General features: G+C 63.6%; 24 protein-coding genes. 12 read left to right on the top strand and 12 right to left on the bottom strand.

Annotated elements, in window-relative coordinates:
* Window positions 1-55: 55 nt before the first annotated feature.
* The 4 genes from rsmD to WBK23_RS02300 all read right to left on the bottom strand — a co-directional run bounded on the left by rsmD (window position 56) and on the right by WBK23_RS02300 (window position 4,701).
* Window positions 56-658: a 16S rRNA (guanine(966)-N(2))-methyltransferase RsmD gene (gene rsmD / locus WBK23_RS02315; RefSeq protein WP_424482374.1), complete on the bottom strand. Its 603-nt coding sequence runs from the start codon at window positions 656-658 to the stop codon at window positions 56-58.
* A complete protein-coding gene (locus WBK23_RS02310) occupies window positions 658-2,139 on the bottom strand; it encodes a M16 family metallopeptidase (RefSeq protein ID WP_424482373.1) in 1,482 nt (493 codons plus the stop codon). The genes rsmD and WBK23_RS02310 overlap by 1 nt, the downstream gene beginning before the upstream one ends.
* Entirely contained in the window at window positions 2,132-3,487 is a 1,356-nt protein-coding gene (locus tag WBK23_RS02305; RefSeq protein WP_424482372.1) for a M16 family metallopeptidase, read from the bottom strand. The genes WBK23_RS02310 and WBK23_RS02305 overlap by 8 nt, the downstream gene beginning before the upstream one ends.
* Window positions 3,488-3,753: 266 nt before the next feature.
* The gene (locus WBK23_RS02300; protein WP_424482371.1) at window positions 3,754-4,701 is read right to left on the bottom strand and encodes a LysR substrate-binding domain-containing protein; all 948 of its coding nucleotides are present in this window, start codon (window positions 4,699-4,701) and stop codon (window positions 3,754-3,756) included.
* Window positions 4,702-4,808: 107 nt separating this feature from the next.
* On the opposite strand from WBK23_RS02300, the gene WBK23_RS02295 reads away from it, so the two are divergent.
* From WBK23_RS02295 to rpoH, 7 genes are all read left to right on the top strand, one after another.
* Window positions 4,809-6,575, top strand: a complete 1,767-nt coding sequence (locus WBK23_RS02295) for an amidohydrolase (protein WP_424482370.1) — start codon at window positions 4,809-4,811, stop codon at window positions 6,573-6,575.
* Window positions 6,576-6,702: 127 nt separating this feature from the next.
* On the top strand, window positions 6,703-7,449 hold the full coding sequence (locus WBK23_RS02290; protein WP_424482369.1) for a TorF family putative porin: 747 nt from the start codon (window positions 6,703-6,705) through the stop codon (window positions 7,447-7,449).
* A gap of 105 nt (window positions 7,450-7,554) precedes the next feature.
* Complete coding sequence (locus WBK23_RS02285; RefSeq protein ID WP_424482368.1) at window positions 7,555-8,649, top strand: polyamine ABC transporter substrate-binding protein; 1,095 nt, start codon at window positions 7,555-7,557, stop codon at window positions 8,647-8,649.
* Between the two features lie 273 nt (window positions 8,650-8,922).
* A complete protein-coding gene (gene ftsY / locus WBK23_RS02280; protein ID WP_424482367.1) occupies window positions 8,923-10,344 on the top strand; it encodes a signal recognition particle-docking protein FtsY in 1,422 nt (473 codons plus the stop codon).
* Between the two features lies 1 nt (window position 10,345).
* The gene (gene ftsE, locus WBK23_RS02275) at window positions 10,346-11,014 is read left to right on the top strand and encodes a cell division ATP-binding protein FtsE (protein ID WP_424482366.1); all 669 of its coding nucleotides are present in this window, start codon (window positions 10,346-10,348) and stop codon (window positions 11,012-11,014) included.
* On the top strand, window positions 11,011-12,027 hold the full coding sequence (gene ftsX, locus WBK23_RS02270) for a permease-like cell division protein FtsX (RefSeq protein ID WP_424482365.1): 1,017 nt from the start codon (window positions 11,011-11,013) through the stop codon (window positions 12,025-12,027). The genes ftsE and ftsX overlap by 4 nt, the downstream gene beginning before the upstream one ends.
* Before the next feature lie 110 nt (window positions 12,028-12,137).
* On the top strand, window positions 12,138-12,992 hold the full coding sequence (rpoH, locus tag WBK23_RS02265; RefSeq protein WP_424482364.1) for an RNA polymerase sigma factor RpoH: 855 nt from the start codon (window positions 12,138-12,140) through the stop codon (window positions 12,990-12,992).
* A 65-nt stretch (window positions 12,993-13,057) separates the two neighbouring features.
* Here rpoH and mtgA read toward each other — a convergent pair whose 3' ends face one another.
* On the bottom strand, window positions 13,058-13,789 hold the full coding sequence (mtgA, locus tag WBK23_RS02260) for a monofunctional biosynthetic peptidoglycan transglycosylase (protein WP_424482363.1): 732 nt from the start codon (window positions 13,787-13,789) through the stop codon (window positions 13,058-13,060).
* 67 nt (window positions 13,790-13,856) lie between these two features.
* On the opposite strand from mtgA, the gene WBK23_RS02255 reads away from it, so the two are divergent.
* The 5 genes from WBK23_RS02255 (at window position 13,857) to WBK23_RS02235 (ending at window position 17,795) form a co-directional block, all read left to right on the top strand.
* Entirely contained in the window at window positions 13,857-14,228 is a 372-nt protein-coding gene (locus WBK23_RS02255) for a DUF423 domain-containing protein (protein WP_424482362.1), read from the top strand.
* 116 nt (window positions 14,229-14,344) lie between these two features.
* Window positions 14,345-14,545, top strand: coding sequence for a sulfur carrier protein ThiS (gene thiS, locus WBK23_RS02250; RefSeq protein ID WP_424482361.1), 201 nt, complete (start codon window positions 14,345-14,347; stop codon window positions 14,543-14,545).
* A 57-nt stretch (window positions 14,546-14,602) separates the two neighbouring features.
* Window positions 14,603-15,397, top strand: coding sequence for a thiazole synthase (locus tag WBK23_RS02245; protein WP_424482360.1), 795 nt, complete (start codon window positions 14,603-14,605; stop codon window positions 15,395-15,397).
* Window positions 15,398-15,544: 147 nt separating this feature from the next.
* On the top strand, window positions 15,545-16,264 hold the full coding sequence (gene trmB / locus WBK23_RS02240) for a tRNA (guanosine(46)-N7)-methyltransferase TrmB (RefSeq protein WP_424482359.1): 720 nt from the start codon (window positions 15,545-15,547) through the stop codon (window positions 16,262-16,264).
* A gap of 187 nt (window positions 16,265-16,451) precedes the next feature.
* On the top strand, window positions 16,452-17,795 hold the full coding sequence (locus tag WBK23_RS02235; protein WP_424482358.1) for a DUF1329 domain-containing protein: 1,344 nt from the start codon (window positions 16,452-16,454) through the stop codon (window positions 17,793-17,795).
* A 203-nt stretch (window positions 17,796-17,998) separates the two neighbouring features.
* On the opposite strand, the gene WBK23_RS02230 is transcribed toward WBK23_RS02235, so the two are convergent.
* The 7 genes from WBK23_RS02230 to WBK23_RS02200 all read right to left on the bottom strand — a co-directional run bounded on the left by WBK23_RS02230 (window position 17,999) and on the right by WBK23_RS02200 (window position 24,425).
* The gene (locus tag WBK23_RS02230) at window positions 17,999-18,322 is read right to left on the bottom strand and encodes a DUF3392 domain-containing protein (RefSeq protein WP_424482357.1); all 324 of its coding nucleotides are present in this window, start codon (window positions 18,320-18,322) and stop codon (window positions 17,999-18,001) included.
* A 44-nt stretch (window positions 18,323-18,366) separates the two neighbouring features.
* On the bottom strand, window positions 18,367-19,527 hold the full coding sequence (gene hemW / locus WBK23_RS02225; RefSeq protein ID WP_424482356.1) for a radical SAM family heme chaperone HemW: 1,161 nt from the start codon (window positions 19,525-19,527) through the stop codon (window positions 18,367-18,369).
* A complete protein-coding gene (rdgB, locus tag WBK23_RS02220) occupies window positions 19,524-20,120 on the bottom strand; it encodes an RdgB/HAM1 family non-canonical purine NTP pyrophosphatase (RefSeq protein ID WP_424482355.1) in 597 nt (198 codons plus the stop codon). Before rdgB ends, hemW begins: the two co-directional genes overlap by 4 nt.
* A complete protein-coding gene (locus WBK23_RS02215) occupies window positions 20,117-20,536 on the bottom strand; it encodes a DUF4426 domain-containing protein (RefSeq protein ID WP_424482354.1) in 420 nt (139 codons plus the stop codon). The genes rdgB and WBK23_RS02215 overlap by 4 nt, the downstream gene beginning before the upstream one ends.
* A 38-nt stretch (window positions 20,537-20,574) precedes the next feature.
* The gene (metW, locus tag WBK23_RS02210; RefSeq protein WP_424482353.1) at window positions 20,575-21,195 is read right to left on the bottom strand and encodes a methionine biosynthesis protein MetW; all 621 of its coding nucleotides are present in this window, start codon (window positions 21,193-21,195) and stop codon (window positions 20,575-20,577) included.
* 2 nt (window positions 21,196-21,197) lie between these two features.
* Window positions 21,198-22,337 carry a homoserine O-succinyltransferase MetX gene (gene metX / locus WBK23_RS02205; protein ID WP_424482352.1) on the bottom strand — a complete coding sequence of 380 codons (1,140 nt, stop codon included), beginning with the start codon at window positions 22,335-22,337 and terminating at the stop codon, window positions 21,198-21,200.
* Between the two features lie 105 nt (window positions 22,338-22,442).
* Entirely contained in the window at window positions 22,443-24,425 is a 1,983-nt protein-coding gene (locus WBK23_RS02200) for a dynamin family protein (protein WP_424482351.1), read from the bottom strand.
* Window positions 24,426-24,629: the final 204 nt, after the last annotated feature.

The raw sequence follows: 24,629 nt of genomic DNA, 5'->3' as shown, positions 1-24,629 counted from the left end.
GATAAAGTCTCTCAAGGCAGGCCTCGGCATAGATCTCGCTGCGCTGTTGCTCGTACTAGGCCGTACGCTGCCATAGCGAGTAATACACCTGGCCGGCCTTTTGTTCGCGGTGCAAGCGCCAGTTGCCGGGCATGCCGAGGCTGGAAGGCGGGTTCTCACTTTCGGTGTAGACCCAGGCATCGGCCGCCAGCCAGCCGTTCTGCTCGAGCAGGGTGCAGGCAGGCAGGAGCAGATTCTGGTTGAACGGCGGGTCGAGAAACACCAGGTCGAACGGCGTGGCGGCCGGCTGTTGCAGGTAGAGCAGGGCGTCGGTCTGCTGCAGTTGGCCGTTATCGCAGTTCAGCGTGTGCAGGTGGCCGCGCAGGCTGGCGATGGCCGCCGGGTTGAGGTCCAGGGCCAGGGCGCTGCCGGCACCGCGCGACAGCGCTTCGAGAAACAGCGCGCCGCTGCCGGCGAACAGGTCGAGCACCTTGGCACCTTCGACATAGGGTGCCAGCCAGTTGAACAGCGTCTCACGCACGCGGTTTGGCGTCGGCCGCAGCCCGGCGGCCATCGGGAAGTTGAACTGGCGCGAGCGCCATTGCCCGGCAATGATCCGCAGTTGGCCATCGCCACCGTGGGCGGGCGCGGTGTTGCGCTGGGTGGGTCGCTTGCTCATCAATGCTCCGGCGCGGCAGAAGGTTGTTCGGTTGGGGTGTTGCTGGGCGGCGGCAGCTCTTTTTGCGCCACGCTCGGGCCGGCGGTGACGATCACCAGGGCCTCGGGATTCAGGTGCTTGGCCATGGCGGCCTTGACCTGTTCCACGTTCAGCGCCTGTACATCGCGCATAAAGTCTTCCAGGTAGCTTAGCGGCAGGTCATAGAAACCCATGGAGCCGAGCTGGCCGACGATCGCGGCGTTGCTCGCGGTGGACAGCGGGAAGCTGCCGGCCAGTTCGCGCTTGGCGTTGTTCAGTTCCTGCTCGGTCGGGCCGTTGGCGATAAAGTCGGCGAGCATGCTTTTGACCAGCTGCAGGGTGCCGGCGCTGAGTTCGGCGCGGGTCTGCAGGTTGATCATGAATGGGCCACGCGCCTGCATGGCGCTGAAACCGGAGTAGACGCCGTAGGTCAGGCCGCGTTTCTCGCGCACTTCCTCCATCAGGCGGGTGCCGAAGCCACCGCCGCCGAACACCTGGTTGCCCAGGTACAGCGCGGCGTAGTCGGGATCGCGGCGGTCGATGCCGAGCTGGGCGATCATCAGGTGGGTCTGCGTCGACGGGAACTCGATGTGCTGCAGCCCCGGCTTGGGTACGTCCGGCTGAGCGATACGTGGCAGCGCCGGGCCTTTCGGCAGGGCGGCGGAGACCTGGCTGGCCAAGGCTTCGGCATCGCTGCGCGAGAGGTCGCCGACCAGCGCGATAATCACGTTGCCGGCGCTGTAGGCCTTGGCGTGGAAGGCCTGTAGCTGTGCACGGCTGATCGCCGGAATCGACTCGGCATTGCCATCGCTGGAGTGCGCGTAAGGGTGCGTGCCGTACAGGCGCTCGAACAGGGCCAGGCCGGCGAGCTTGCCGGGGTTCTGTTTCTGGTACTCGAAGCCGGCCAGCAGCTGGTTCTTGATTCGCGCCAGCGAGTCTTCGGGGAAGGTTGGCTGGCCGAGCACCTGATTGAACAGCTGCATGGCCGGTTCGCGCTGCTCGGCGGCGCTGAGGCTGCGCAGGCTGGCGATGGCCATGTCGCGGAACGCGCCGTTGCCGAAGTTGGCACCGAGGTTTTCGAAGCCGGCGGCAATCGCGCCGACGTCCTTGCCCGGTACGCCCTCGTTGAGCATGGCGTTGGTCAGCATGGCCAGGCCCGGTACGCCGTCGTCATGGCTGCTGCCGGCGGCAAAGGTCAGTTGCAGGTCGAACATCGGCAGCTCGCGGGCTTCGACGAACAGCACCTTGGCCCCTTCGGCGGTTTGCCAGGTCTGGATCTTCAGGTCGCGGCGGCTGGGGGCGTCACCGTTCAGGGCAGCGAGGGATTCGATGCGGTTCGACTCTGTGGCTGGGCTGGGCTCGCTCGCACTATCCGAACGGCTGATCACCAGGGCCAGCAAGGTCAGCAGAACCAGTAGCGCCAAGCCGAGCAGGGCGTAACGCAGGCCATTGCGCTCACTCATCGCGCTTCTCCTCAGGCAGAACATGGGCGACGCTTAGGCGCTCGCGGGTAAAAAAGGTCTTGGCGGCATTCTGGATATCCGCCGGGGTGACGGCTTCCAGTTCGGCCAGCTCCTGGTCGATCAGCTGCCACGACAGGCCGACGGTTTCCAGTTGGCCGATGGCGGTGGCCTGGCTGGTGATCGAGTCGCGCTCGTAGACCAGCCCGGCGATGACCTGGGCGCGCACGCGGGCCAGTTCCTCGACACTCGGCGGGTTGTTCTGCAGATCCTGCAGTTCGCGCCACAGGCCCGCTTCGACCTGCTCCAGGGTCTTGCCGGTCTGCACGTTGGGGGTGGCAGACAACATAAACAGGCTGTCGCCGCGGGCGAAGCCGTCGTACCCGGCCGAGGCTCCGGAGACCAGTTCCTCGCCGCGCTCCAGGCGGGTCGGCAGGCGCGCGCTGTAGCCACCATCGAGCAGGGCGGCGGCCAGGCGCAGGGCATGCACCTGGCGCGGCTGTTCGGCAGTGGCCAGGCCCGGCACGTTGAAGCCCATCAGCAGGCTCGGCAGCTGGGTCTTGACGTGCAGGGTGATGCGCCGCTCGCCGGGGGCGGCCAGTTCGCGCGGGGCTTTTGCTGGTGGTACGGCGCGTTTGGGTATTGCGCCGAAATAACGTTCGGCGAGGATTTTCACCTCGGCCGGGCTGACATCGCCAACCACCACCAGGGTGGCGTTGTTTGGCGTGTACCAGGCCTCGTACCAGGCGCGCAGTTCTTCGACTGTCATGCGTTCGAGGTCGGCCATCCAGCCGATGGTCGGGGTGTGGTAGCCGCTGGCGGGGAAGGCCATGGCCTTGAAACGCTCGTAGGCCAGGCTCGACGGTTTGTCGTCGGTGCGCAGGCGGCGCTCTTCCTTGATCACCTCGATTTCCTTGGCGAACTCATCGGCCGGCAGCTTGAGGCTGGCCAGGCGGTCGGCCTCCAGCTCCAGGGCGATGGCCAGGCGATCGCGGGCCAGCACCTGGTAGTAGGCGGTGTAATCGTCGCTGGTGAAGGCGTTTTCCTCGGCCCCCAGTTCACGCAGGATGCGCGACGCTTCGCCGGGGCCGAGCTTGCGGCTGCCCTTGAACATCATGTGTTCGAGGGCGTGGGACAGGCCGGTCTGGCCGGGCGTCTCGTAGCTGGAGCCGACCTTGTACCAGAGCTGGGAGACCACCACCGGCGCGCGATGGTCTTCGCGCACGATGACCTTGAGGCCGTTGTCCAGGCTGAATTCGTGGGTCGGCTGCGGTGCGCCGGCAAAGGCCAGCAGCGGTGTACAGAGCGCGCCGAGCAGCAGGGCGGCGGCGCGTTGGCTAATCATCTGCATGGGGGCATGTTCACAATAAAGGTGTTTCGCCTGGGCACCGTGGTGCGCCAGGCAGGGCGTGGGACGCAGGTGTTGGCGATGTCCCGGTCTGCTCCCGCGGCACAGTATGGCGCGATCAGGCTGCCAACCCATAGGGCCGCACCGTGAAACGCGCCATCTGCTGCCATTGGTCTTTTGCTGCGTACCCGCTCCGCACCTGCTTCCGTGCGGGTCTTGTGCCTCTTGCGGCGGAGCCGGGCTTATTTACTGTGAACACGAATCGGCTTTCAAGTTTCCTGCGTGGGCACTCGACTCGCGCCGAGGCCCAGGCCGCGGGCGTCGAGGAAGGCGCTCAGGTAGTCGATAAACGCCTGCACCTTGCGCGTGGCGCGGCGGTGGCTGGGGTATACGGCGAGGATCAGTGGGCCGAAGGCGTCCGGGTCGAAGTCATACTCGTCCATCACTTGCACCAGCTGGCCGCTGTCCAGGTAGGGCTGCACGCTCCAGGTCGGGCAGCCGTACAGGCCGGCCCCGCTGAGGGCGTTGGCCAGCAACAGGTCGTAGTTGTCGCTTTCCAGCCGCGCATGCGGCACCGGGATGCGCATGCGCACCCCGTTCAGCGCCAGCCACCAGAAGTGCTGGTCCAGCGCCGGGTGCAGGTAGAGCAGCCACTGATGCTGGCTGAAGTTCTCCGGGCGCACCGGTGTCGGGTTGGCGGCCAGGTAGGCGGGGCTCGCGCACAGCACGATACGGTTGTGCCCCAGGGGTTTGGCAATCAGCCCCGGCAGGTCGCTGCGGCCCTCGCGCAAGGCCAGGTCATAACCGCCCTCGACCAGGTCGACAAAGGCATCGCACAGGTCCACCCGCAGGCGGATCTGTGGGTGAGCGGCGAGAAAGCTACCGCAGGCCTCGTCGAGAAAGGCCCGGCCAAACGCCAGCGGTGCAGTCAGGCGCAGGTTGCCATGCAGGCCGTGTTTGAGCTGGCCGATCTCCTCGCCGGCATCGCGCAGGCGCTGCAAGACCTGGCGCGCGGTATCCAGGTAGAGTCGGCCGGCCTCGGTCAGCCGGGTGCGGCGGGTGCTGCGCTCGAACAGCTGCGCGCCCAGCTCGGCTTCCAGGTGGCTGACCGCCTTGGTCAGCGCCGAGGGGGTTTTGCCAAGCTGCTCGGCGGCGCGGCTGAAACTGCCGTGTTCGGCGGTGGCGACAAACATGCTCAGGGCGCTGAGCTTGTCCATGAGATTTTCCTGATAGGCAAAAAGGTTTTGCTTGGAGGCGCGGTTCTGCCGCCTGACTGCAGGCGCTAGTCTCGCGGCCAGACCAATAAAAACTAGAGGCTGACGCAATGCAACGATTTATTCCAAGCCTGTTGGCCGCCGCCATGGCTTTTTCCTCGATGGAAGCCATGGCCGCCGCTGACTTGCTGCTGTTCAACGGCAAGGTGTTCACCGCCGAGCCTGGCCAGCCCTTGGCCCAGGCCGTGGCGGTAGAGAACGGCAAGATCCTCAAGGTCGGCAGCGATGCCGAGATCAAGGCCCTGGCCGGTGCCAATACGCAGCTGATCGACCTGGCCGGCAAGGTGCTGATGCCGGGCATGATCGACACCCACAGCCACCCGATCATGGGGGCCATGGCCAGCCTGCGCGCCAATCTGTATGACGAGGTGCTGCCCCTGGCCGAGCTGGAGCAGTGGATCATCGAGCAGGACAAGGCCGGTACCGCGCGCATGGGCGACTTGATCGTGATTTCCGGTGCCAGCTCGGCCTATTGGGAGCAGAGCGCAGGTCTCGGCAAGGTCTTCAACCAGGGCCGTTGGGCTGATCAGCCGGTGGTGCTGGATGGCATCGATGGCCATACCGGCTGGGCCAACAATGCCATGCTCAAGCGCCTGAAGATCGACGCCGCTCTGGTGCAAAGCCTGCCAGAGAAGGAGCGCAACTATATCGGCCACGCTGCCGACTTCACCCCCAATGGCTACCTGGCGGAAAACGGCTGGGATCGGGTGCGCAGCCAGTACCCCGCGCCCAGCGAAGCCGACATGCTTGGAGCTGCCCGCGCGGCGGTGAAGATCAACAACCAGGTCGGCGTCACCGCCTGGATGGACGCGGCGGCCAATGCTGGCGACGGCGACAGCCTGTTTGAGTTGCGCCCCACCGAGAAGGATGTCGGCGTGCTGCCGCTGTACCGCAAGCTGGCCGAGAACGGCGAACTCAGTGCCCACGTCGCGGCGCTGCTGATCACTCATCCGCAGAGCAAACCGGCCGACCTCGACGTGCTGGCCAAGGTCATGCAGCAGTTTCATGGCGTACCGAACCTGACGTTTCCCGGCATCAAGATCTTCGCCGACGGGGTGATGGAATTCCCCGGGCAGACCGCCGCGGTGATCGACCCGTTCAAGAACAGCCTCAAACGCGGCGAACTGCTGATCGACCCGAAGAGCTTCGGCCAATTGGCTGTGGCGGCCGAGCAGCATGGCTGGATCATGCACGTGCATGCGGTCGGCGACCGCGCGGTGCGTGAAGCGCTGAATGGCTTCGAGTACGCCCGTTCGCTCAAGCCCGAAGTGGTGCCGCACAGCATCAGCCACCTGCAGCTGGTCAATCCCAAGGAGTTTGCGCGCTTCCAGCAGCTTGGCGTGATCGCCTCGATGCAGCTGCTCTGGGCCACCGCCGAGAGCTACACCGAGGAGCTGGTCAAGCCCTATATCAGCGCCGCGGCCTATCAGTTCCAGTACCCGGCGCGTTCGCTGCATGAAGCCGGCGCGACCATTGCCGGTGCCAGCGACTGGCCGGTGTCCAGTCCCAATCCGTGGAATGCCATCGCCCAGGCCAGCACCCGCAAGGGCCCGCTGGGAGTGCTGAATGCCAAGGAAAGCATCGACCGGCAGACCATGTTCCAGGCCTACACCCTCAATGCTGCCAAGGCCCTGCGCCTGGATAGCCAGATCGGCTCCCTGGCACCCGGCAAGCAGGCCGACCTGATCGTGCTCGACCGCGATGTGTTTAAGGTCAGCGATGAGCAGCTGTTCGACACCCAGGTGCTGCAGACCTTCTTCGCCGGCAAGTCGGTGTACCGCGCCGAGCCGGGCAAGACCGTCGCCCACGCGCAATAAGCCCTCCCCCCGAGCAACACAGTCTGCCCCGCCCAGCCCAACGGTACTGCTCCCCGTTGCGGCTGGGGCCGGGCGCAGCCTTACGCGTCAGCCTATAGCGGTGCCCTATAACAACAAGGAAATGCCCATGCACGCAGTCAAAGCTATAACCCTGGCAGGCCTCACCCTGCTCGCCGTGAACACGGCGCAAGCCATTGAGCTGAACGACCAGTTCGCCCTGACGATCACGCCCATGCTGGCCAGCGATTACCGCTCCAGCGGCATCTCGCAGACCCTAGGCGACCCCGCCGCTCAGCTGGATGTGATGCTCAGTCATGCCAGCGGTGCCTACCTCGGTGCCTGGACCAGCAACGTCGAATTCGGCTACGACTGGGAGAACGACGATGACTACGGCACCCGCCAGGAAATCGACTACTACGCCGGCTACTACTGGCAGATCACCGACGCCATCAGCCTGGACGGCTACTACAACAAGTACACCTACCCGGGTGAAAGCCAGTTCAATGGTGGCGACATCTACCTGACCCTGGACGCCTACGGCTTCTTTATCGGCGGCAAGCACTCGGTCGATACCGACGAGGACTACTTCAACACCTACGTCGGCTACCGCACCCAGCTGCCGCTGGAAATCGGCCTGGAGCTGCGCTACGAGAACGTCGACCAGAAGGACGATGTGTTCTTCAACGCCGACTACACCAAGGCCGAGCAGGACTACAACAACTGGGAAGTCAAACTGACCCGCGACCTGATCGGTGCCACCTGGGGCCTGAGCTATATCGATACCGACCTGTCGGACGCCGAGTGCGCCAGCTTCAGCGGTTATGACGACCTGTGCAGCGCCACTGTGGTGGCCAGCGTCAGCAAGGCCTTCTAAGGGCTGTTGAGGTTTCGTCGCGGCCGCGCAGGCGAGCCGCGACGAAATGCCAATAGATCCGGGTGATGCGTCGGCAGATCCCCGCGCAGTAATAAGGACTGAGTCATGAAGCTTTCACGCAGTGGCGTCCTGCTTGCCGCCTTCAGCCTATGTGCCCTTTCAGGTCAGGCGACGGCGCAGGCCGTGGTGAATATCTACAACTGGACGGACTATATCGCCGCGGGCACCTTGGCGGAGTTCCAGCGCGATACCGGCATCCAGCCGGTGTATGAGGTCTTCGATTCCAACGAAATCCTGGAAGGCAAGCTGCTGGCGGGGAAGACCGGCTACGACGTGGTGGTGCCGAGCAACCACTTCCTCGGCCGGCAGATCAAGGCCGGGGTGTTCCAGAAGCTCGACGTGGCGCAGCTGCCGAACTGGAGCAACCTCGACCAGCGCCTGCTGGATCGGCTGCAGCTCAACGATCCCGGCAACCAGTACGCGGTGCCCTATCTGTGGGGCACCAGCGGTATTGGTTACAACGTCGCCAAGATCAAGGCGGTGCTGGGTGTCGAGAAGATCGACTCGTGGGGCGTGCTGTTCGAGCCGGAGAACCTGCAGAAGCTGCAGGCCTGTGGCGTGTCCTTCTTGGACTCGGCCGACGAGACCTTCCCCGCCATGCTCAATTATTTGGGGCTGGACCCCAATAGCCGGCGCATCAAGGATTACAAGGCGGCCGAGGCCAAGCTCAAGACCTTGCAGCCCTATATTGGCGACTTCCACTCCTCGCGCTATATCAGCGATCTGGCCAACGGCAAGATTTGTATCGCCTTCGGTTTCTCCGGCGACATCATCCAAGCCATCAATCGCGCCGAGGAAGCCGGCAATGGCATTGAGATCGCCTACGTGGTGCCGCGTGAAGGCGGCAACCTCTGGTTCGATATGCTGAGCATTCCGTCCGATGCGCAGAACGTCGAGCAGGCCCATGCCTTTATCAACTACCTGCTGCGCCCGCAGGTGGTGGCCGCAATCAGCGAGTATGTCGGCTACGCCAATGCTAATAGCCAGGCGGATCTGTTGATGGATCAGCAGATCCGGCGCGATCCGGCGATTTATCCCCCGGCCGAGGTACAGGCCAATCTGTATATCTCCGCGGAGCCGCCGGCAGAAGTCATGCGCTGGATGACCCGCTCGTGGGGCCGGCTAAAATCCGGACGCTAACGCCCATGGCTGCGGCTGGCTGCGCTCGTTGGCATGGCTGCTTACGTGCCTGCCGGTGCCCGCGCGGCAGCGCCGGAGCGACCTGTCGGGCGGGGGCGCTTGGCCTTAGCGCCGGCGGGCGCGGAGGTGCTAGGATACGCATCCGTTTTACTGGCGGCCGCGTCTGCTAAGGCGTCCAACTTCTACTGCGCAGTTTCTTCAGCTTTTTCAGCTGCGTGGCGAAGGTCTGGATGCTCCTGCCGGCGTGTCGCATTGCAGAGATAGCCGTCCTCCATGTTTGGTTCCAACGACGACAACAAGACCCCCACCGCGAACACAGCGCCTGCTGCCGAGAAACCCGCCGAGAAGAAAGACCTGTTCGGCTGGTTGCGCAAGAAGCCGCAAGCGCCTGTCGGCGATACGCCGCCGGTTGCGCCTGCAGTCGAGCCAGTGGTTGCCGTCGTTGTGGCCGAACCTGTGCCTGCGGATGTCGCGCCAGTGGCAGAGGTGCCAGTACCGGCTGAGCCCGCGCCAGTTATCGAGACCGCGCCGCTGGCGGCTGCAGCCGTCGAACCGCTTGCTGCACCGCTGGTTGAAGTCGCCGCTGGCGAAGCGACCCCACTGCCACGCCCCTCGCGTTTCCGCATCAATGCCGGCAGCGAAGTGCTGCATGCGCATATCGACACGCCTGCATTGCCCGAACCGATTATCGAGCCGCCGCTGGCGGTCGCCGTTGCCGAGGTAAAGCCTGCCGAGCCCGCACCTGTTGCGAAAGGCAGCGCCGAAGAACAGCGCGCTGGCTTTCTCGAACGCCTCAAGCAAGGCCTGTCGAAGACCAGCGCCAGCCTTGGCGAAGGCATGGCCAGCCTGTTTCTTGGCAAAAAGGCGATCGACGACGACCTGCTGGAAGACCTGGAAACCCGTCTGCTGACCGCCGATGTCGGCGTCGAAGCCACCACGGCGATTATCGGTAACCTGACCAAACGCGTGGCGCGCAAGGAACTGGCGGACAGCGGCGCGCTGTACAAGGCGCTGCAGGGTGAACTGACCGCGCTGCTCAAGCCGGTCGAACAGCCGCTGAAAATCGACAGCAGCAAGCAGCCCTACGTGATTCTGGTAGTCGGCGTAAACGGCGCAGGCAAGACCACCACCATCGGCAAGCTGGCGAAAAAACTGCAGCAGGATGGCAAGAAAGTCATGCTGGCCGCCGGCGATACCTTCCGCGCCGCGGCCGTCGAGCAGCTGCAGGTGTGGGGCGAGCGCAACCAGATTGCGGTCATCGCCCAGCACACCGGCGCGGACTCGGCCTCGGTGATCTTCGATGCGGTGCAGGCGGCCAAGTCGCGCGGCATGGACGTGCTGATCGCCGACACCGCCGGGCGTCTGCACACCAAAGACAACCTGATGGAAGAGTTGAAGAAGGTGCGTCGGGTGATCGGCAAACTGGACGACACCGCGCCGCACGAGGTGCTGCTGGTGCTGGACGCCGGCACCGGGCAGAACGCGATCAACCAGGCCAAGCAATTCAACCAGACGGTGAGTCTCACCGGCCTGGCGCTGACCAAGCTGGACGGCACCGCCAAGGGCGGGGTGATCTTCGCGCTGGCCAAGCAGTTCGCCCTGCCGATCCGCTATATCGGCGTCGGTGAGGGCATCGACGACCTGCGTACGTTCGAGGCCGAGGCGTTTGTTCAGGCGCTGTTCGCGGAGAAATAGGATGATCAAATTCGAGCAGGTCGGTAAACGCTATGCCAACGGGCATGTCGGGCTGCATGAGCTGAGCTTCCGCGTGCGCCGCGGCGAGTTTTTGTTCGTCACCGGGCATTCCGGCGCTGGCAAGAGCACGCTGTTGCGCCTGCTGCTGGCGATGGAGCGGCCGACCAGCGGCAAGCTGTTGCTGGCTGGGCAGGACCTGTCGCAGATCACCAACGCGCAGATTCCCTACCTGCGCCGGCAGATCGGCGTGGTGTTCCAGAATCACCAGCTGCTGTTCGACCGCAGCGTGTTCGATAACGTTGCCCTGCCGCTGCAGATTCTCGGCCTGTCCAAGGCGGAAATCGGCAAGCGAGTTGGCAGCGCACTGGAGCGCGTGTCGCTGTCGGACAAAGCCGAGCAATTCCCCGGCGACCTGTCTACCGGGCAGCAGCAGCGCGTCGGCATCGCCCGCGCGGTGGTGCACCAGCCGGCTCTGCTGCTGGCGGATGAACCGACCGGTAACCTCGACCCGCGTCTGGCGGCGGAGATCATGGGTGTGTTCGAAGACATCAATCGCCTCGGCACCAGCGTGCTGATCGCCAGCCACGACCTGGCGCTGATCGCGCGCATGCGCCATCGCATGCTGACCCTGCAACGTGGCCGCCTGATCGGCGATGGGGAGGCCGTATGAGCGCAACCCGCATGCCGCCACCGCAGCCGGCGCAACGCGTCGGCGCGGCACCGAAGAAAGACGATGCACCGACTCCGGACGACGGCCCGGACCTGCGCAGCCAGTTCAATGCCTGGTTGGAAAGCCATCGCGCCAGCCTGGTCGACAGCCTGCGCCGGCTGGCCCGCCAGCCGATCGGCAGTTTCTTCACCTGCCTGGTGATGGCGGTGGCGCTGAGCCTGCCGATGGGCCTGGCCTTGCTGCTGGATAATGTCGAGCGCTTGGGTGTGTCCTGGCAGCGCGCGGCGCAGATTTCCCTGTTCCTGCAGATCGACGCCAGCGAGGCCCAAGGCCAGGCACTGCGTGAGCAGATCGCGGCGATGGACGACGTGGAAGACGCCGAATGGATCAGCCGCGAGCAGGCCCTGGCCGAGTTCCAGCAGCAGTCGGGCCTCGGTGAGGCGCTGAAAGAGCTGCCGGACAATCCGCTGCCCGGCGTGGTGGTGGTGACCCCGCAGGAAGTCGACAAGATTGCCCTGGAAGCCTTGCGCCTGCGTCTGGCCGAGTTGCCCCAGGTGCAGCAGGCGCAGCTCGATCTGCTCTGGGTCGAACGGCTCAGCGCCATGCTCAAGCTCGGTGAGCGCTTCGTCTTCGGCCTGACTCTGTTGCTGGTACTGGCGCTGCTGCTGGTGATCGGCAATACCATTCGCCTGCATATCGAGAACCGCCGCACCGAGATCGAAGTGATCAAGCTGGTCGGCGGCACCGATAGCTACGTGCGTCGGCCTTTCCTCTATATGGGCACCCTCTATGGTTTGGGTGCCGGGCTGTTGGCCTGGCTGCTGCTGGCCTATGGCCTGGGCTGGCTGAATGGCGCGGTGGTGCGTCTGGCCGGGCTCTACGGCAGCGACTTCGGCCTGGATGGCGTACCGATGGCCGATGGTCTGTCTCTGCTGCTCGGCGCGTTGCTGTTGGGCTATATTGGCGCCTGGCTGGCGGTCGCTCGTCACCTGAACGAACTGGCTCCAAGATAAGTTATTGTTTTCGTTGATATTGACTATGTGTAAGGGAACTTGTACCGCGGTACAAAGTCCCATGGGGCAGTGCTAGACTGCCCCACGATTTCGTAAGTCGGAGGATTCAGATGTCCACTTATTTGCAACCTGTTCATGCTCTGGTTCCGGGTGCCAACCTGGAGGCATACGTGCATGCGGTAAACGGCATCCCGCTGTTGACCCCCGAGCAGGAGCGTGAGCTGGCGGAAAGTCTCTTCTACAAGCAGGACCTCGAAGCCGCCCGGCAGATGGTCCTGGCTCACCTGCGTTTTGTCGTGCATATCGCCCGCAGCTACTCCGGTTATGGCCTGGCCCAGGCTGATCTGATTCAGGAAGGCAACGTCGGCCTGATGAAGGCGGTCAAGCGCTTCAACCCGGAAATGGGTGTGCGCCTGGTGTCGTTCGCCGTGCACTGGATTCGCGCCGAGATCCACGAGTTCATCCTTAAAAACTGGCGCATCGTCAAGGTTGCCACCACCAAGGCGCAGCGCAAGCTGTTCTTCAACCTGCGCAGCCAGAAGAAGCGTCTGGCCTGGTTGAACAACGACGAAGTGCACGCCGTGGCTGAAAGCCTGGGGGTCGAGCCGCGTGAAGTGCGCGAGATGGAAAGCCGCCTGACCGGTCATGACATGGCCTTCGATCCGGCTGCCGAAGCCGATGACGAAAGCGCCTTCCAGTCGCCTGCACATTACCTGGAAGACCACCGCTACGACCCGGCCCGTCAGCTGGAAGATTCCGACTGGAGCGACAGCTCCACCGCCAATCTGCACGAAGCGCTGGAAGGCCTCGACGAGCGCAGCCGTGACATCCTCTACCAGCGCTGGCTGGCCGAGGAGAAGGCCACGCTGCATGACCTGGCGGCCAAGTACAACGTGTCTGCCGAGCGTATTCGTCAGCTGGAAAAGAACGCCATGAACAAGCTCAAGGGCTCGATCGCGGCGTAAGCACCGGGCGTAAAAAAGCCGCACTCAGGTGCGGCTTTTTATTGTCTGCAGGAAAGTGCCGGTGGTTACGGCATCCAGCTTGGCAACCAGTCGGGGCGGCTGGGTTTGAGGCGATTCAGGTAATGGCTGCCGCCCAGCTGCCACATCTGCTGGCGGATCCAGTTGGCGCGGCGGCTGACCCGCGCGCTGGGGCGGCTGGCGCTCCATTCGCGTGGATTGGGCAGCACGGCGGCGAGCAAGCTGCTCTGCTGGCGCGATAGGTAGGGTGCGCCGACCCGGAAATGATGGCGCGCCGCCGCTTCGGCACCGAATACGCCATCGCCCCATTCGACGCTGTTGAGGTACAGCTCAAGAATCCTTTGTTTGGGCAGCAATAATTCGATCAGGCCGGTGAACCACACCTCCATGCCTTTACGCAGCCAGCTGCGCCCGGACCAGAGAAACAGGTTCTTCGCCACCTGCTGGCTAAGCGTGCTGGCACCGCGTAGCGAGCCGCCTTGCTGGTTGTGCGCCATGGCCGCCTGGATGGCCGCGACATCAAAGCCCCAGTGCTCGGCAAACTTCTGATCTTCGCCAGCGATCACTGCCATCTTCAGATCGTCAGGCAGTTCACTCCAGGGTCGCCAGCTGCGCTGCAGGTCAATCGGCGGGCCATCGAGCCAGGATTCGACCTTGCGTTCGGCCATCAGCGCCGTACCGGGTGGCGGCACCCAGCGGAATAACAACACCAGCAAGACCGAGGCGAGCATCAGCCAGAGCAGGAGTTTGAGCAGTCGACGGAAAATGGATCGAAACATGCGGGCTTGGCCGAGGCGGTTTTGCCGGCCATTATAGCCAGCCCTGTTTATATAGCTGGAGTGATGCATGGCGCGTCTGTGGTTATTACTGTCCGCGTTCGCCGGTTTTACCGGCGTCGGCCTTGGCGCATTTGCCGCGCACGGCATGAAAAGCCGGCTCACGCCCGAGTACCTGGCGGTGTTCCAGACCGGCACGCACTATCAGCTGATTCACGCCCTGGCATTGTTTGGCGTGGCCTTGCTGGCCATGCAGCGACCGACGCGGCTGGTCAATGCCGCCGGCGCTCTGTTTGCCCTGGGCATTGCTTTGTTCAGTGGCAGTTTGTACCTGCTGACCCTGACGGGCGTCAGCAAGCTGGGGATGATCACGCCTCTGGGTGGCCTGGCCTTTCTCGCCGGCTGGCTGTGCCTGGGGCTGGTGGCCTGGAAGCGGGTGTAAGCGTTGTCGATTGACTCGTGAGTCAGAATGCAGGACGAGCGGCACCCTTTAGCCTTGGTCATCGCCCATGATCAGGCTAGAATGCCGGCCCTTTTCCCAGTTGTGACCGATCCGTCATGCATATTCAGTTAAACGGTGAAGCATTCGAGTTGCCCGACGGTGAAACCGTCGCCGGGTTGATCGGCCGTCTGGATCTGGCTGGACGCCGCGTGGCGGTTGAACTCAATCTGGATATCGTGCCGCGCAGCCAGCACGCCACCACCGCCTTGCGCGACGGTGACCAAGTTGAAGTCGTCCACGCCATTGGCGGCGGTTGATCCCCGCCCATCGGTTTATTGCGTCCTGACTGCCGCCCACCTTCACGAGGATTACCCATGAGCCATGCGCCCAGCGACAAGCCCTTTACTCTGGCCGGCCGTACTTATCAGTCGCGTCTGCTGGTCGGCACCGGCAAGTACAAGGACCTCGAGGAAACCCGCCTGGCCATCGAGGCTTCGGGTGCCGAGATCGTCACCGTGGCGGTGCGCCGCACCAATATCGGGCAGAACCCGGACGAGCCGAACCTGCTCGACGTGATCCGCCCAGACAAGTACACCATCCTGCCGAACACCGCCGGCTGCTACGACGCCATCGAAGCCGTGCGCACCTGCCGCCTGGCCCGTGAGCTGCTGGACGGCCACAACCTGGTCAAGCTGGAAGTGCTGGCCGACCAGAAGACCCTGTTCCCCAATGTGATCGAAACCCTCAAGGCCGCCGAAGTGCTGGTCAAGGATGGCTTCGACGTGATGGTGTACACCAGCGATGACCCGATCATCGCCCGCGAACTGGCGGCCATGGGCTGCATCGCGGTGATGCCGCTGGCCGGTTTGATCGGCACCGGGCTGGGCATTTGCAACCCTTACAACCTGCGCATCATCCTCGAAGAAGCTACCGTTCCCGTATTGGTCGATGCCGGTGTTGGTACCGCGTCCGATGCCACCATCGCCATGGAGCTGGGCTGCGAAGCGGTGCTGATGAACAGCGCAATTGCCCATGCGCAGAACCCGATTCTGATGGGCGAGGCGATGAAGCACGCGATCATTGCCGGGCGCATGGCCTACCTGGCCGGGCGTATGCCGAAGAAACTCTATGCCAGCGCCTCGTCGCCGCTGGATGGTCTGATCAAGTAAGGACTACGATTTGCTGCGCGTCGGCCCTGCTGCGTTAAGAACAGGCTCGGAATGCTCATTTACAACTCGTAAACTCCGCTTCCTCGCCTGTTCTTGCCTTGCATGGCTCTAGCTCGCGAAATCGTAAAAGTACTTTAAGAGCACAGCATGACCGAATTGCAGCAACAGCCCGAGCCGGCTGAAGACACCTCCAAGCACCGCGCGATCAAAAGTTTCGTGATGCGTGCCGGGCGCATGACCGAAGGCCAGCAGCGCGGCCTCGATCAGGGCTGGCCGAAGTTCGGCCTGCAACTGGAAGACGGTCTGCGCGATTTCGATCAGGTGTTCGGTCGCAGCGCGCCGCGTACCTTCGAGATCGGTTTCGGCATGGGCCATTCCACCCTTGAAATGGCCGCTGCGTCGCCCGAGCAGGACTTTATCGGGGTGGAAGTGCACCGCCCGGGTGTCGGTGCGCTGCTCAATGGCCTGATGACGCAGAACCTCAGCAATATGCGCGTCTACAGCTGCGATGCGCTGGATGTACTGCGCAACTGCGTGGCCGACGCCAGCCTGGATCGGCTGCTGCTATTCTTCCCAGATCCCTGGCATAAGGCCAAGCACAACAAGCGGCGTATCGTGCAGCCGGCGTTTGCCGAGCTGGTGCGGCAGAAGCTCAAGGTTGGCGGTGTGCTGCACATGGCTACCGACTGGCAGCCTTACGCCGAGTACATGCTGGAAGTGATGAGCGTGGCCCCTGGCTACCAGAATCTGGCTGCCGACGGCCAGTACGTGCCACGCCCGCAAGAGCGCCCGACCACCAAATTCGAGCGCCGCGGCGAGCGTTTGGGGCATGGCGTGTGGGATTTGAAATTCCAGCGTAATGCCTGACGGATTACCCCGCGTCGAGTGATCGGCGCAGCAAGACCATAAGCCCAGGGACGATCGCACTAGATCGGAACAATCCGACGCCCAGCCAGGATGGCTCCTCACCAAGACGGCACACAAACCCGGGCACTGACAGCCCGGGTCATAAAAACAGCAGCCCTGCCTCTGGCCAGGTTGCGAGGAGATCGCTGTGTTGAGAACGTTTTCAATTCTGCTGCTGGCTGCCTGCGCGCTGCAGGCCCAGGCCAAAGTCGACAGTACCCAGGCTGCACGTCTGGGCCAGGACCTGACCCCGCTCGGTGGTGAGCGCGCGGCCAACGCGGCGGGCACCATTCCGGCCTGGGACGGTGGTCTGACGCAAGCGCCTGCCAACTACCAGCCGGGCATGCATCACCCGGACCCGTACGCGGCCGATGCGCCGCTGTACCAGGTCAACAGCCAGAACATGGCGCAGTACCAGGCGCAGCTGCCGGCGGGCCTGCAGACCCTGCTGACGAAAAACCCCGATTACTACCTGCGGGTGTTCCCGACCCGTCGCAGTGCTGCCGCGCCGCAGCGCATCTATGACGCCACGCGCTTCAATGCGCAGGCGGCCGAGCTGATTTCTGGCGGTAATGGCGTTGATGGTGCCGCCGCCGGTATCCCATTCCCGCTGCCGAAAACCGGCCAGGAAGCCATCTGGAACCACATCATGCGTTACCGTGGCGACCAGATCAGCTTTGTCACCAACCAGGCTGCGGTGCTGGCCAACGGTGCCTACAACCTGCTCAAGCTGGAACGTGACGTCTACTTCCTCTATGGCCGTGAAGGCGTCAGCCCGCAGGACCTGGACAACACCCTGTTCTACTACAAGTACAAGGTGGTCGCGCCCGCCAAGCTCGCCGGTTCGGCGCTGGTGGTGCAGGAAACCCTCGACCAGGTCCTGGCGATCCGCAAGGCCTGGCGCTTCAACCGTGGCGAGCGCCGCGTGCGTCGTCTGCCGATGCTGGCGTACGACACCCTGCAGCCGGACAGCAACGGCATGGCCACAGCGGACCAGGTCGACTCCTACAACGGTGCGCCGGATCGCTACGATTGGAAGCTGGTTGGCAAGCAGGAAATGCTGGTGCCGTACAACAGCTACGCCGTGCACCAGAAGGGCATCCCTTACGACAGCATTCTCAAGAGCGCCACGGTCAACCCCGAGCTGCTGCGCTATGAGCTGCACCGCGTCTGGGTGGTCGAGGCCGATCTACGCAAGGGCTTCAGCCATCCGTATGCCAAGCGTCGCTTCTATATTGACGAAGACAGCTGGCAGATCCTCGCTGCCGACCTGTATGACAAGAGCGGTGAGCTGAGCGGCGTGCAGGAAAGCCACCCGATCAGCTACTACGACGTGCCGATGTTCGGCAGCACCCTGGAGACCATCTACGACTTCAAGGGCAAGCGCTACTTCGTCGACGGCCTGGATAACAACGAGCCGATGTACAACTTCAATGCCCAGTTGGGCCCGCGTGACTTCACCCCGCAGGCGCTGCGCCGCGAAGGCAACTGACTTTCAGTTGAATTGAAAAAGCCGCCCGATTGGGCGGCTTTTTTATGTTCAGCACATCCATGTGCTTCACCCCTGTGGGGCTTGCGCACAAAAGCGCTCCCGGCGCTTTTGTGGCCTACCATCCATGGCAGCTACCCTTCGGGCCGTCGCTACGCGACGTTAAAAATGGCTCCCGGCCATTTTTTATACGCGGTGCTGGCTGTTTAGTTGCGGTCGGCGAGGATGCCGATGATAAAGAACACCAGAATCAGCACCGGGGCCAGGGTGAAGTTGTTGAAGTAACTCAGGCCCTGGGCCATGTAGGGCGTGGCGAACACCAGCAGCAGGCCATAACCGATGGCGCAGACCAGCACGAAGATCAGCGTGCGCAAAAAGAAGTTCAGGCCGCTGATCGAACGCTGCACCCAGGCGTTGATGCCGGGGCCGAACAGCACCAGCAGGGTGGCCATGATCGCCAGGGAAATATCGTAGAGGTGGCTGCGGCTCCAGCGTGACAGCGTGACGATCAGGTCGAGTAGCAGATCCATCCGGTTTCCTTAGTCTTCTCGAAGGGTTCAGGGCAAAAAGCGGCTCAGGGCAGAAAGTGTTGCAGCAGGTCGTTGAGAAACAGCTGGCCTTCACGGGTGGCGACCAGGCGCTGCGGGTCGGCCAGCATCAGGCCGCGCTGTTGCGCTTCGTTGCGGGCTGCGGCCAGCAGGCTCAGCGGCAGGCCGCAGCGCTGAGTGAACAGCTCGCTGGCGATGCCGTCCGTGAGGCGCAGCACATTCATCAGAAATTCGAAGGGCAACTCATCCGCCCCCAGCGGGCGCACGCCAGCGCTGAAGGCTTTGCTGGCGTCCAGATAGTCCTTGGGCAGGCGGGTCTTCCAGCTGCGGCTGATGCTGCCGTCCGGCTGGCTCAGCTTGGCGTGGGCCCCTGCGCCGATGCCGAGAAAATCGCCGAAGGTCCAGTAGTTGAGGTTGTGCCGCGCCGCCTTGCCGGCTTGCGCATAGGCCGAGACTTCGTACTGTGCGTAGCCTTCGGCGGCGAGCAGCGCCTGGCCGGCCTCCTGGATATCCCACAGCAGGTCGTCTTCCGGCAGCTGCGGCGGCTGGCTCCAGAACACCGTGTTCGGCTCCATGGTCAGCTGGTACCAGGACAGGTGCGTCGGTTGCTGGGCGATGGCGGTGCGCAGGTCGAACAGCGCATCCTCGATCGACTGATCCGGCAGGCCGTGCATCAGGTCGAGGTTGAAGTTGTCGAAGCCGGCAGCGCGCGCCATATCGGCGGCGCGAATCGCCTCGTTGCCGTCGTGGATACGGCCGAGGGCCTTGAGCTTGGCTTCCTGAAAGCTTTGCACACCGATCGACAGGCGGTTGATGCCGAGGCTGCGGTAGTCGCGGAACTTGGCCTGCTCGAAGGTGCCCGGGTTGGCTTCCAGGGTGATTTCGATATCGCTGGCGAATGTCACGCGCCGCTCCACGCCTTGCAGCAGCCGGCCGAGGGCCTTGGCCGAGAACAGACTGGGGGTGCCACCGCCGAAGAAGATCGAGGTCAGCGGGCGGCCATGCACCTGACTGAGGTCGTTATCCAGGTCGGCGAGCAGCGCGTCGACGTATTCTTCTTCCGGCAGCGTCGGACCGGCGGCGTGGGAGTTGAAGTCGCAGTACGGGCACTTCTTCACGCACCAGGGAATGTGCACATAGAGTGCCAGTGGCGGTAGCTCGAAGCCGCCGCCGGGTGCCGTGGTCATACCAAGCCCAGCCGCTGTTTCAACAGGGCCATGGCGCGGGCGCGGTGGCTGATCTGGTTCTTCTCGGCGGCGGGCAGCTCGGCGCTGGAACAGTCGCGCTCGGGCACCCAGAACAGCGGGTCATAGCCAAAACCGTCCACGCCTTGGGCGGCATGCAGGATGCGTCCGTGCCAGAGGCCTTCGCAGATGATCGGCAGCGGATCGTCGGCATGCCGTACCAGCGCCAGGCAGCAGACGAACTGCGCGCCGCGCTCGGCATCCGGCACATTCTTCAGGGCGTCGAGCAGCTTGGCGTTGTTCGCCGCGTCGCCCTGGCCATCGGCGTAGCGCGCGGAGTAGATGCCCGGCGCACCGCCGAGAAAGTCCACCGCCAGGCCGGAATCGTCGGCCAGCGCCGGCAGCCCGGACAGTCGCGCGGCATTGCGCGCCTTGAGGATGGCGTTCTCGATAAACGACAGGCCGGTTTCTTCCGGCTCGACGCTGGAGAACTCGCCCACCGAGCGCACGCGTACGCTGCTGCCGAGCATAGCTTGCAGCTCTTTGAGTTTGCCGGCGTTATGGCTGGCGAGTACAAGCTCGTTGAAGTGGATCATTCGTCTGGGAAAAATTCCTGGTTGAAGTCGAAGCTGTGCGCAACCCCGTCGGCGGCCGTGACACTGATGTTGAAGCGCAGCATCTCGCGCTGGTCGAAGGGGAATTGCGCCAGGTAATAGATGGCCGCGCCTTCGTTGACCTGCTTGAAGCTCAGCGTATGACTGCGCCCGACCAGATCCTTGACGTCGCCGCTGACACTGGCGGCGCTGGCCTTGCCGGCCTTGAGCACGGAGATATTCACCACGCCCTGGCTCTTGCTGCGCACCAGGCCGTTGGCGGCGGCGATATCCGGCTGCAGGAAGCTGGAGTTGAAGGCGATGTAATGCACATCCAGATCGCCAAAGCTGTGCTTGCGCTCGGCCAGCACGGGCAGGCTCAGGCACAGGACGATCAGGGCTAGGACAAGGCGACGCATAAGGGCTCTCCTGATAGCAGGTTTTGCGGGGCAGCCGCCTAGTTGGCGATCTGCACGTCTTCGGCAGTGGGACCGCTGATCCGGTAAATGCCGATCTCACCTAACAGATTAGGCCAGATACGGCTGGCCCAACCGTGCCGATGGTCGCGGTCCACGGCCAGACGATCCATGACCTTGGCACTTTGCGCATGGCACAGGCGCTCGAAGTCTTCGAAGGTGCAGAAGTGGATGTTTGGCGTGTTGAACCAGGTGTACGGCAGAAAGTCCGACACCGGCATGCGACCCTTGGTGGTGAGGTACCAGCGGCAATGCCAGTGGCCGAAGTTGGGGAAGGTGATGATGCAGGTTCTGCCGACCCGGAGCATTTCCGCCAGCACCTTGTCCGGGTAGTGCAGGGCTTGCAGCGACTGGGTCATGACCACCACGTCGAAGCTGTTGCTGGCGAAGTTGCCGAGGCCCTTGTCGAGGTTCTGCTCGATCACGTTGACGCCCTTGCTGACGCATTGGGCGATATTGTCCGCATCGATTTCCAGGCCATAACCGCTGACCTGCTTGTGTTCGGTCAGCCAGGCCAACAATTCGCCATTGCCGCAACCCAGGTCGAGCACCCGACTGCCGGCGGGAATCCACTCTTGGATGATTTCGAGATCCGCGCGCATGGCTACACCTTAATCCGTTTCATATAGCTGTCGAATGCCTGCAAGTAGCGCGGGATTGGCATCAGGAAGGCGTCGTGGCCCTGCGGTGCATCGATCTCCAGGTAGCAGACATTCTTGCGCGCCGCGCTCAGTGCATCGACGATTTCCCGCGAGCGTGCCGGTGAGAAACGCCAGTCGGTGGTGAAGGAAATCACGCAGAAGTTCGCCGTGACATGCGCCAGGGTCTTGGCCAGGTCGCCGTCAAAGGCCGCCGCCGGGTCGAAGTAGTCGAGCGCCTTGGTCATCAGCAGGTAGGTGTTGGCGTCGAAGCGCCCGGAGAATTCCTCGCCCTGATAGCGCAGGTAGCTTTCGACCTGAAACTCGACGCTGTGGAAGTCGTAGTTGAGCTTCTCGCTTTTCAGGCCACGGCCGAATTTCTCACCCATGGCGTCATCCGACAGGTAGGTGATATGGCCGACCATGCGCGCCAGCATCAGCCCGCGCTTGGGGATCACGCCCTGTTCCTGGAAGTGCCCGCCATGGAATTGCGGGTCGGTGAGGATCGCCTGGCGCGCCACTTCGTTGAAGGCGATGTTCTGCGCCGACAGCTTGGGTGCCGAGGCAATCGCCAGGCAATGGAGTACGCGCTCGGGGTAGCTGATGGTCCACTGCATGGCTTGCATGCCGCCCAGACTGCCGCCGATTACCGCGGCCCACTGCTCGATGCCGAGGCGGTCGGCCAGGCGTGCCTGGCTGTGCACCCAGTCTTTCACGGTCATTACCGGGAAGTCTGCGCCGAACGGTTTGCCGGTGGCCGGGTTGGTGCTGCTGGGGCCGGTCGAACCGTTGCAGCCACCGAGGTTGTTCAGGCTGACCACGAAGAACTTGTTGGTGTCGATCGGCTTGCCCGGGCCGATGCAGCTGTCCCACCAGCCGGGCTTGCGTTCATCCGCGCTGTGGTAGCCGGCGGCGTGGTGATGGCCGGAGAGGGCGTGGCAGATCAGCACGGCGTTGCTCGCCGTGGCATTTAGCTCGCCGTAGGTCTCGAAGATCAGTTGGTAGTCGGCCAGGCTGCGCCCGCAGGCCAGCGCCAGAGGCTCTGCGAAGTGCAGAACCTGCGGGGTTACCAGGCCAACAGAGTCTTGGGGAAAGGCAGTCGACATCGACCCTGCTCGCAATAAAGGAAGTGCCGCAGTCTAAAGAGCGCCGCCCCAGGCGGCAAGCGCATGGGGCGGCTGGGCTGCGGCGCGCTGAGGGGGCGTTTGCGGCTATTCGCCCATGCTATGCGGGCGCGCGACTCCCGGCAGGTTGACCACCTTACCCTGGCGCTGCACCGGTGCGGGCCGGCGCAGCACGCGCAGCATCTCGCCGGCGTGGGTCAGTTGCTGCTCCAGTTCGCTGCTGTAGCGTGCCAGTTGCTGGCCGCGCTGGCGCGATTGCTGGGTTTCCTGGGCCAGGGCTTTGAGCCGCAGCATATGGGTTTCCAGCAGCTGTTTGTGTTCCAGGGTGTGCTGCATCAGCGGCATCAGTGCATCGCTGGCCCACTGCTCGGCTTCGCGGCGCATGCGCTGGTGCAGGCCGATGACTTCCTGCACCAGGGTGGCGAAGAAACGTTTGGTCAGGCTGCGTTGCTCGGTCAGCAGGGTCTTCAGTTGCAGACGGAACTGGTCGGCTTTGGTGCGTTGCTGGCTCAGCTCGCGCAGGTAGCGGTTGACGTTGAACTGCGGCGCATCGACGCCGTGCAGCGGGTTCTCTTCGTTGTGCCGGCGGTAGATGGCCGCGACCATCTTGTTGGCCATCTCGGCTTCCTGCGCCAGGTTGTGCAGGTCCTGCTCCACGGAGCGGAAGAAGTGCAGGATGGCCTGGTTGATGCCCAGGGTGGTCCAGCTGCCGGTGAGGTTCCTGCGCACCTTGTTCAGGTGTTCGTCCAGGCGCTCGCTGCGCGAGGCGTGGCGCAGCAGATCGCCCTGGCGCTTGAGCAGGCGCTGGTTGGTCTTCAGTCCGAGCAGGCGTCTGTGGTGCTGGCTGTGATCGTCCTTGGTCTTGGCGGTCAGCTCGAAGAGCATCTGGCCATTGTCGTGCTGGTGGTTGCTGAGCAGCGCTTGCTGTTCGTTGACCTTCTCCAGGCGCAGGTTGAGCACATGCTGGCTGTTCTGCAGCAGGGCCAGTACCTGATTGACCACGCGGTCTTCGAGCAGGCGCTCCTTCTGCGCAATGATGCGTTCGCAGAGCAGGTTTTCCAGATTGCTCATCTGGCTACGGGCCAGCAGTTCCGGGTCCTTGCGCACTTTGGCCAGCATCGCCTGCTTGGCCGACAGCGGCAGCACGTCGGAGGCGTCGATGCCGAGCTGGCGCGCGGTGCTGGTCTGGATCTGGCGGATGGCGTTCTGCACGAAGGCTTCGCCGGCCAGGTCATCCCAGAGCACGTCGATCTTGTTGAGCACGGCGAACAGGCAGGTCTGGGTGTCTTCGTCGAGCTGGCGGATATGTTGCTGCCAGACTGCCATGTCGCTGGCGGTCACGCCGGTGTCGGCGGACAGCAGGAAGATGATCGCCTGGGCGCTGGGCAGCATCGACAGGGTCAGTTCCGGCTCGCTGCCCAGGGCGTTCAGGCCCGGTGTGTCGAGGATGCGCAGACCCTGACGCAGCAGCGGGTGGTCGAAGTTGACCATGGCATGACGCCAGGCCGGTACCAGTACTTCGCCGGGCTTGCCGGTGCTTTCCAGCATGTCCGGGTGAAAGCCCAGGGCAATCGCCTGCTCGACTGGCATCGGTTTGGTGCGGGCGACCTGGACAAAGGCCTGGACCATGTTGTCCGGGTCGCTGAGGTCCAGCGGGATGTTCACCCAGTGCCGCGGAATGCGTTTGAACTGCGCCACGCTGGCCTCGGACACACGGGTCTCGATCGGCAGCAGACGAATATAGGAGCGTTCCGAGCGCGGGTCGAAGAACAGCTCGGTCGGGCACATGGTGGTGCGCCCGGCCTGGGACGGCAGCATGCGCTGGCCGTAGGAGGAGAAGAACAGGCTGTTGATCAGCTCGGTCTTGCCGCGCGAGAACTCGCCGACGAAGGCCAGGGTGATGTGGTCGGTGCGAAGCAGTTTTAGCGCGCGCTCAAGCTTGGCTTCCACCGCGTCGGAGTTCAGCCGGTTGTTCACCAGCCAGCTGCGATAGCGGGTGATCTCGCGCATCAGCTCGCGCTTCCAGGCGACGTAGGCATCGACCTGCTGACTGAGACGTTCCATGCTCATCCTGGGCTTTCCTCCGGTTGGCGCATCCATTGTGGGGCGACTGGGGCTGCACTGCACCCAGGTAACGTCGGGCACACATTGAACGATGCCGCGCGGTGGAGCGGGGCGGCAGGTAACGTTTTAAAAGTCTGTGGAATTACGCCAGATCGACGAAATTCGTGGATTGACCTGCTTGGCATTATGCGGTTCGCGGCAATGGCGTCA

The organism is Pseudomonas sp., assembly GCF_049653025.1.
Classification (GTDB): Bacteria; Pseudomonadota; Gammaproteobacteria; order Pseudomonadales; family Pseudomonadaceae; genus Aquipseudomonas.
Note: the sequence above shows the minus strand (reverse complement) of the source record. Positions and strands in the feature narration are given on the sequence as shown.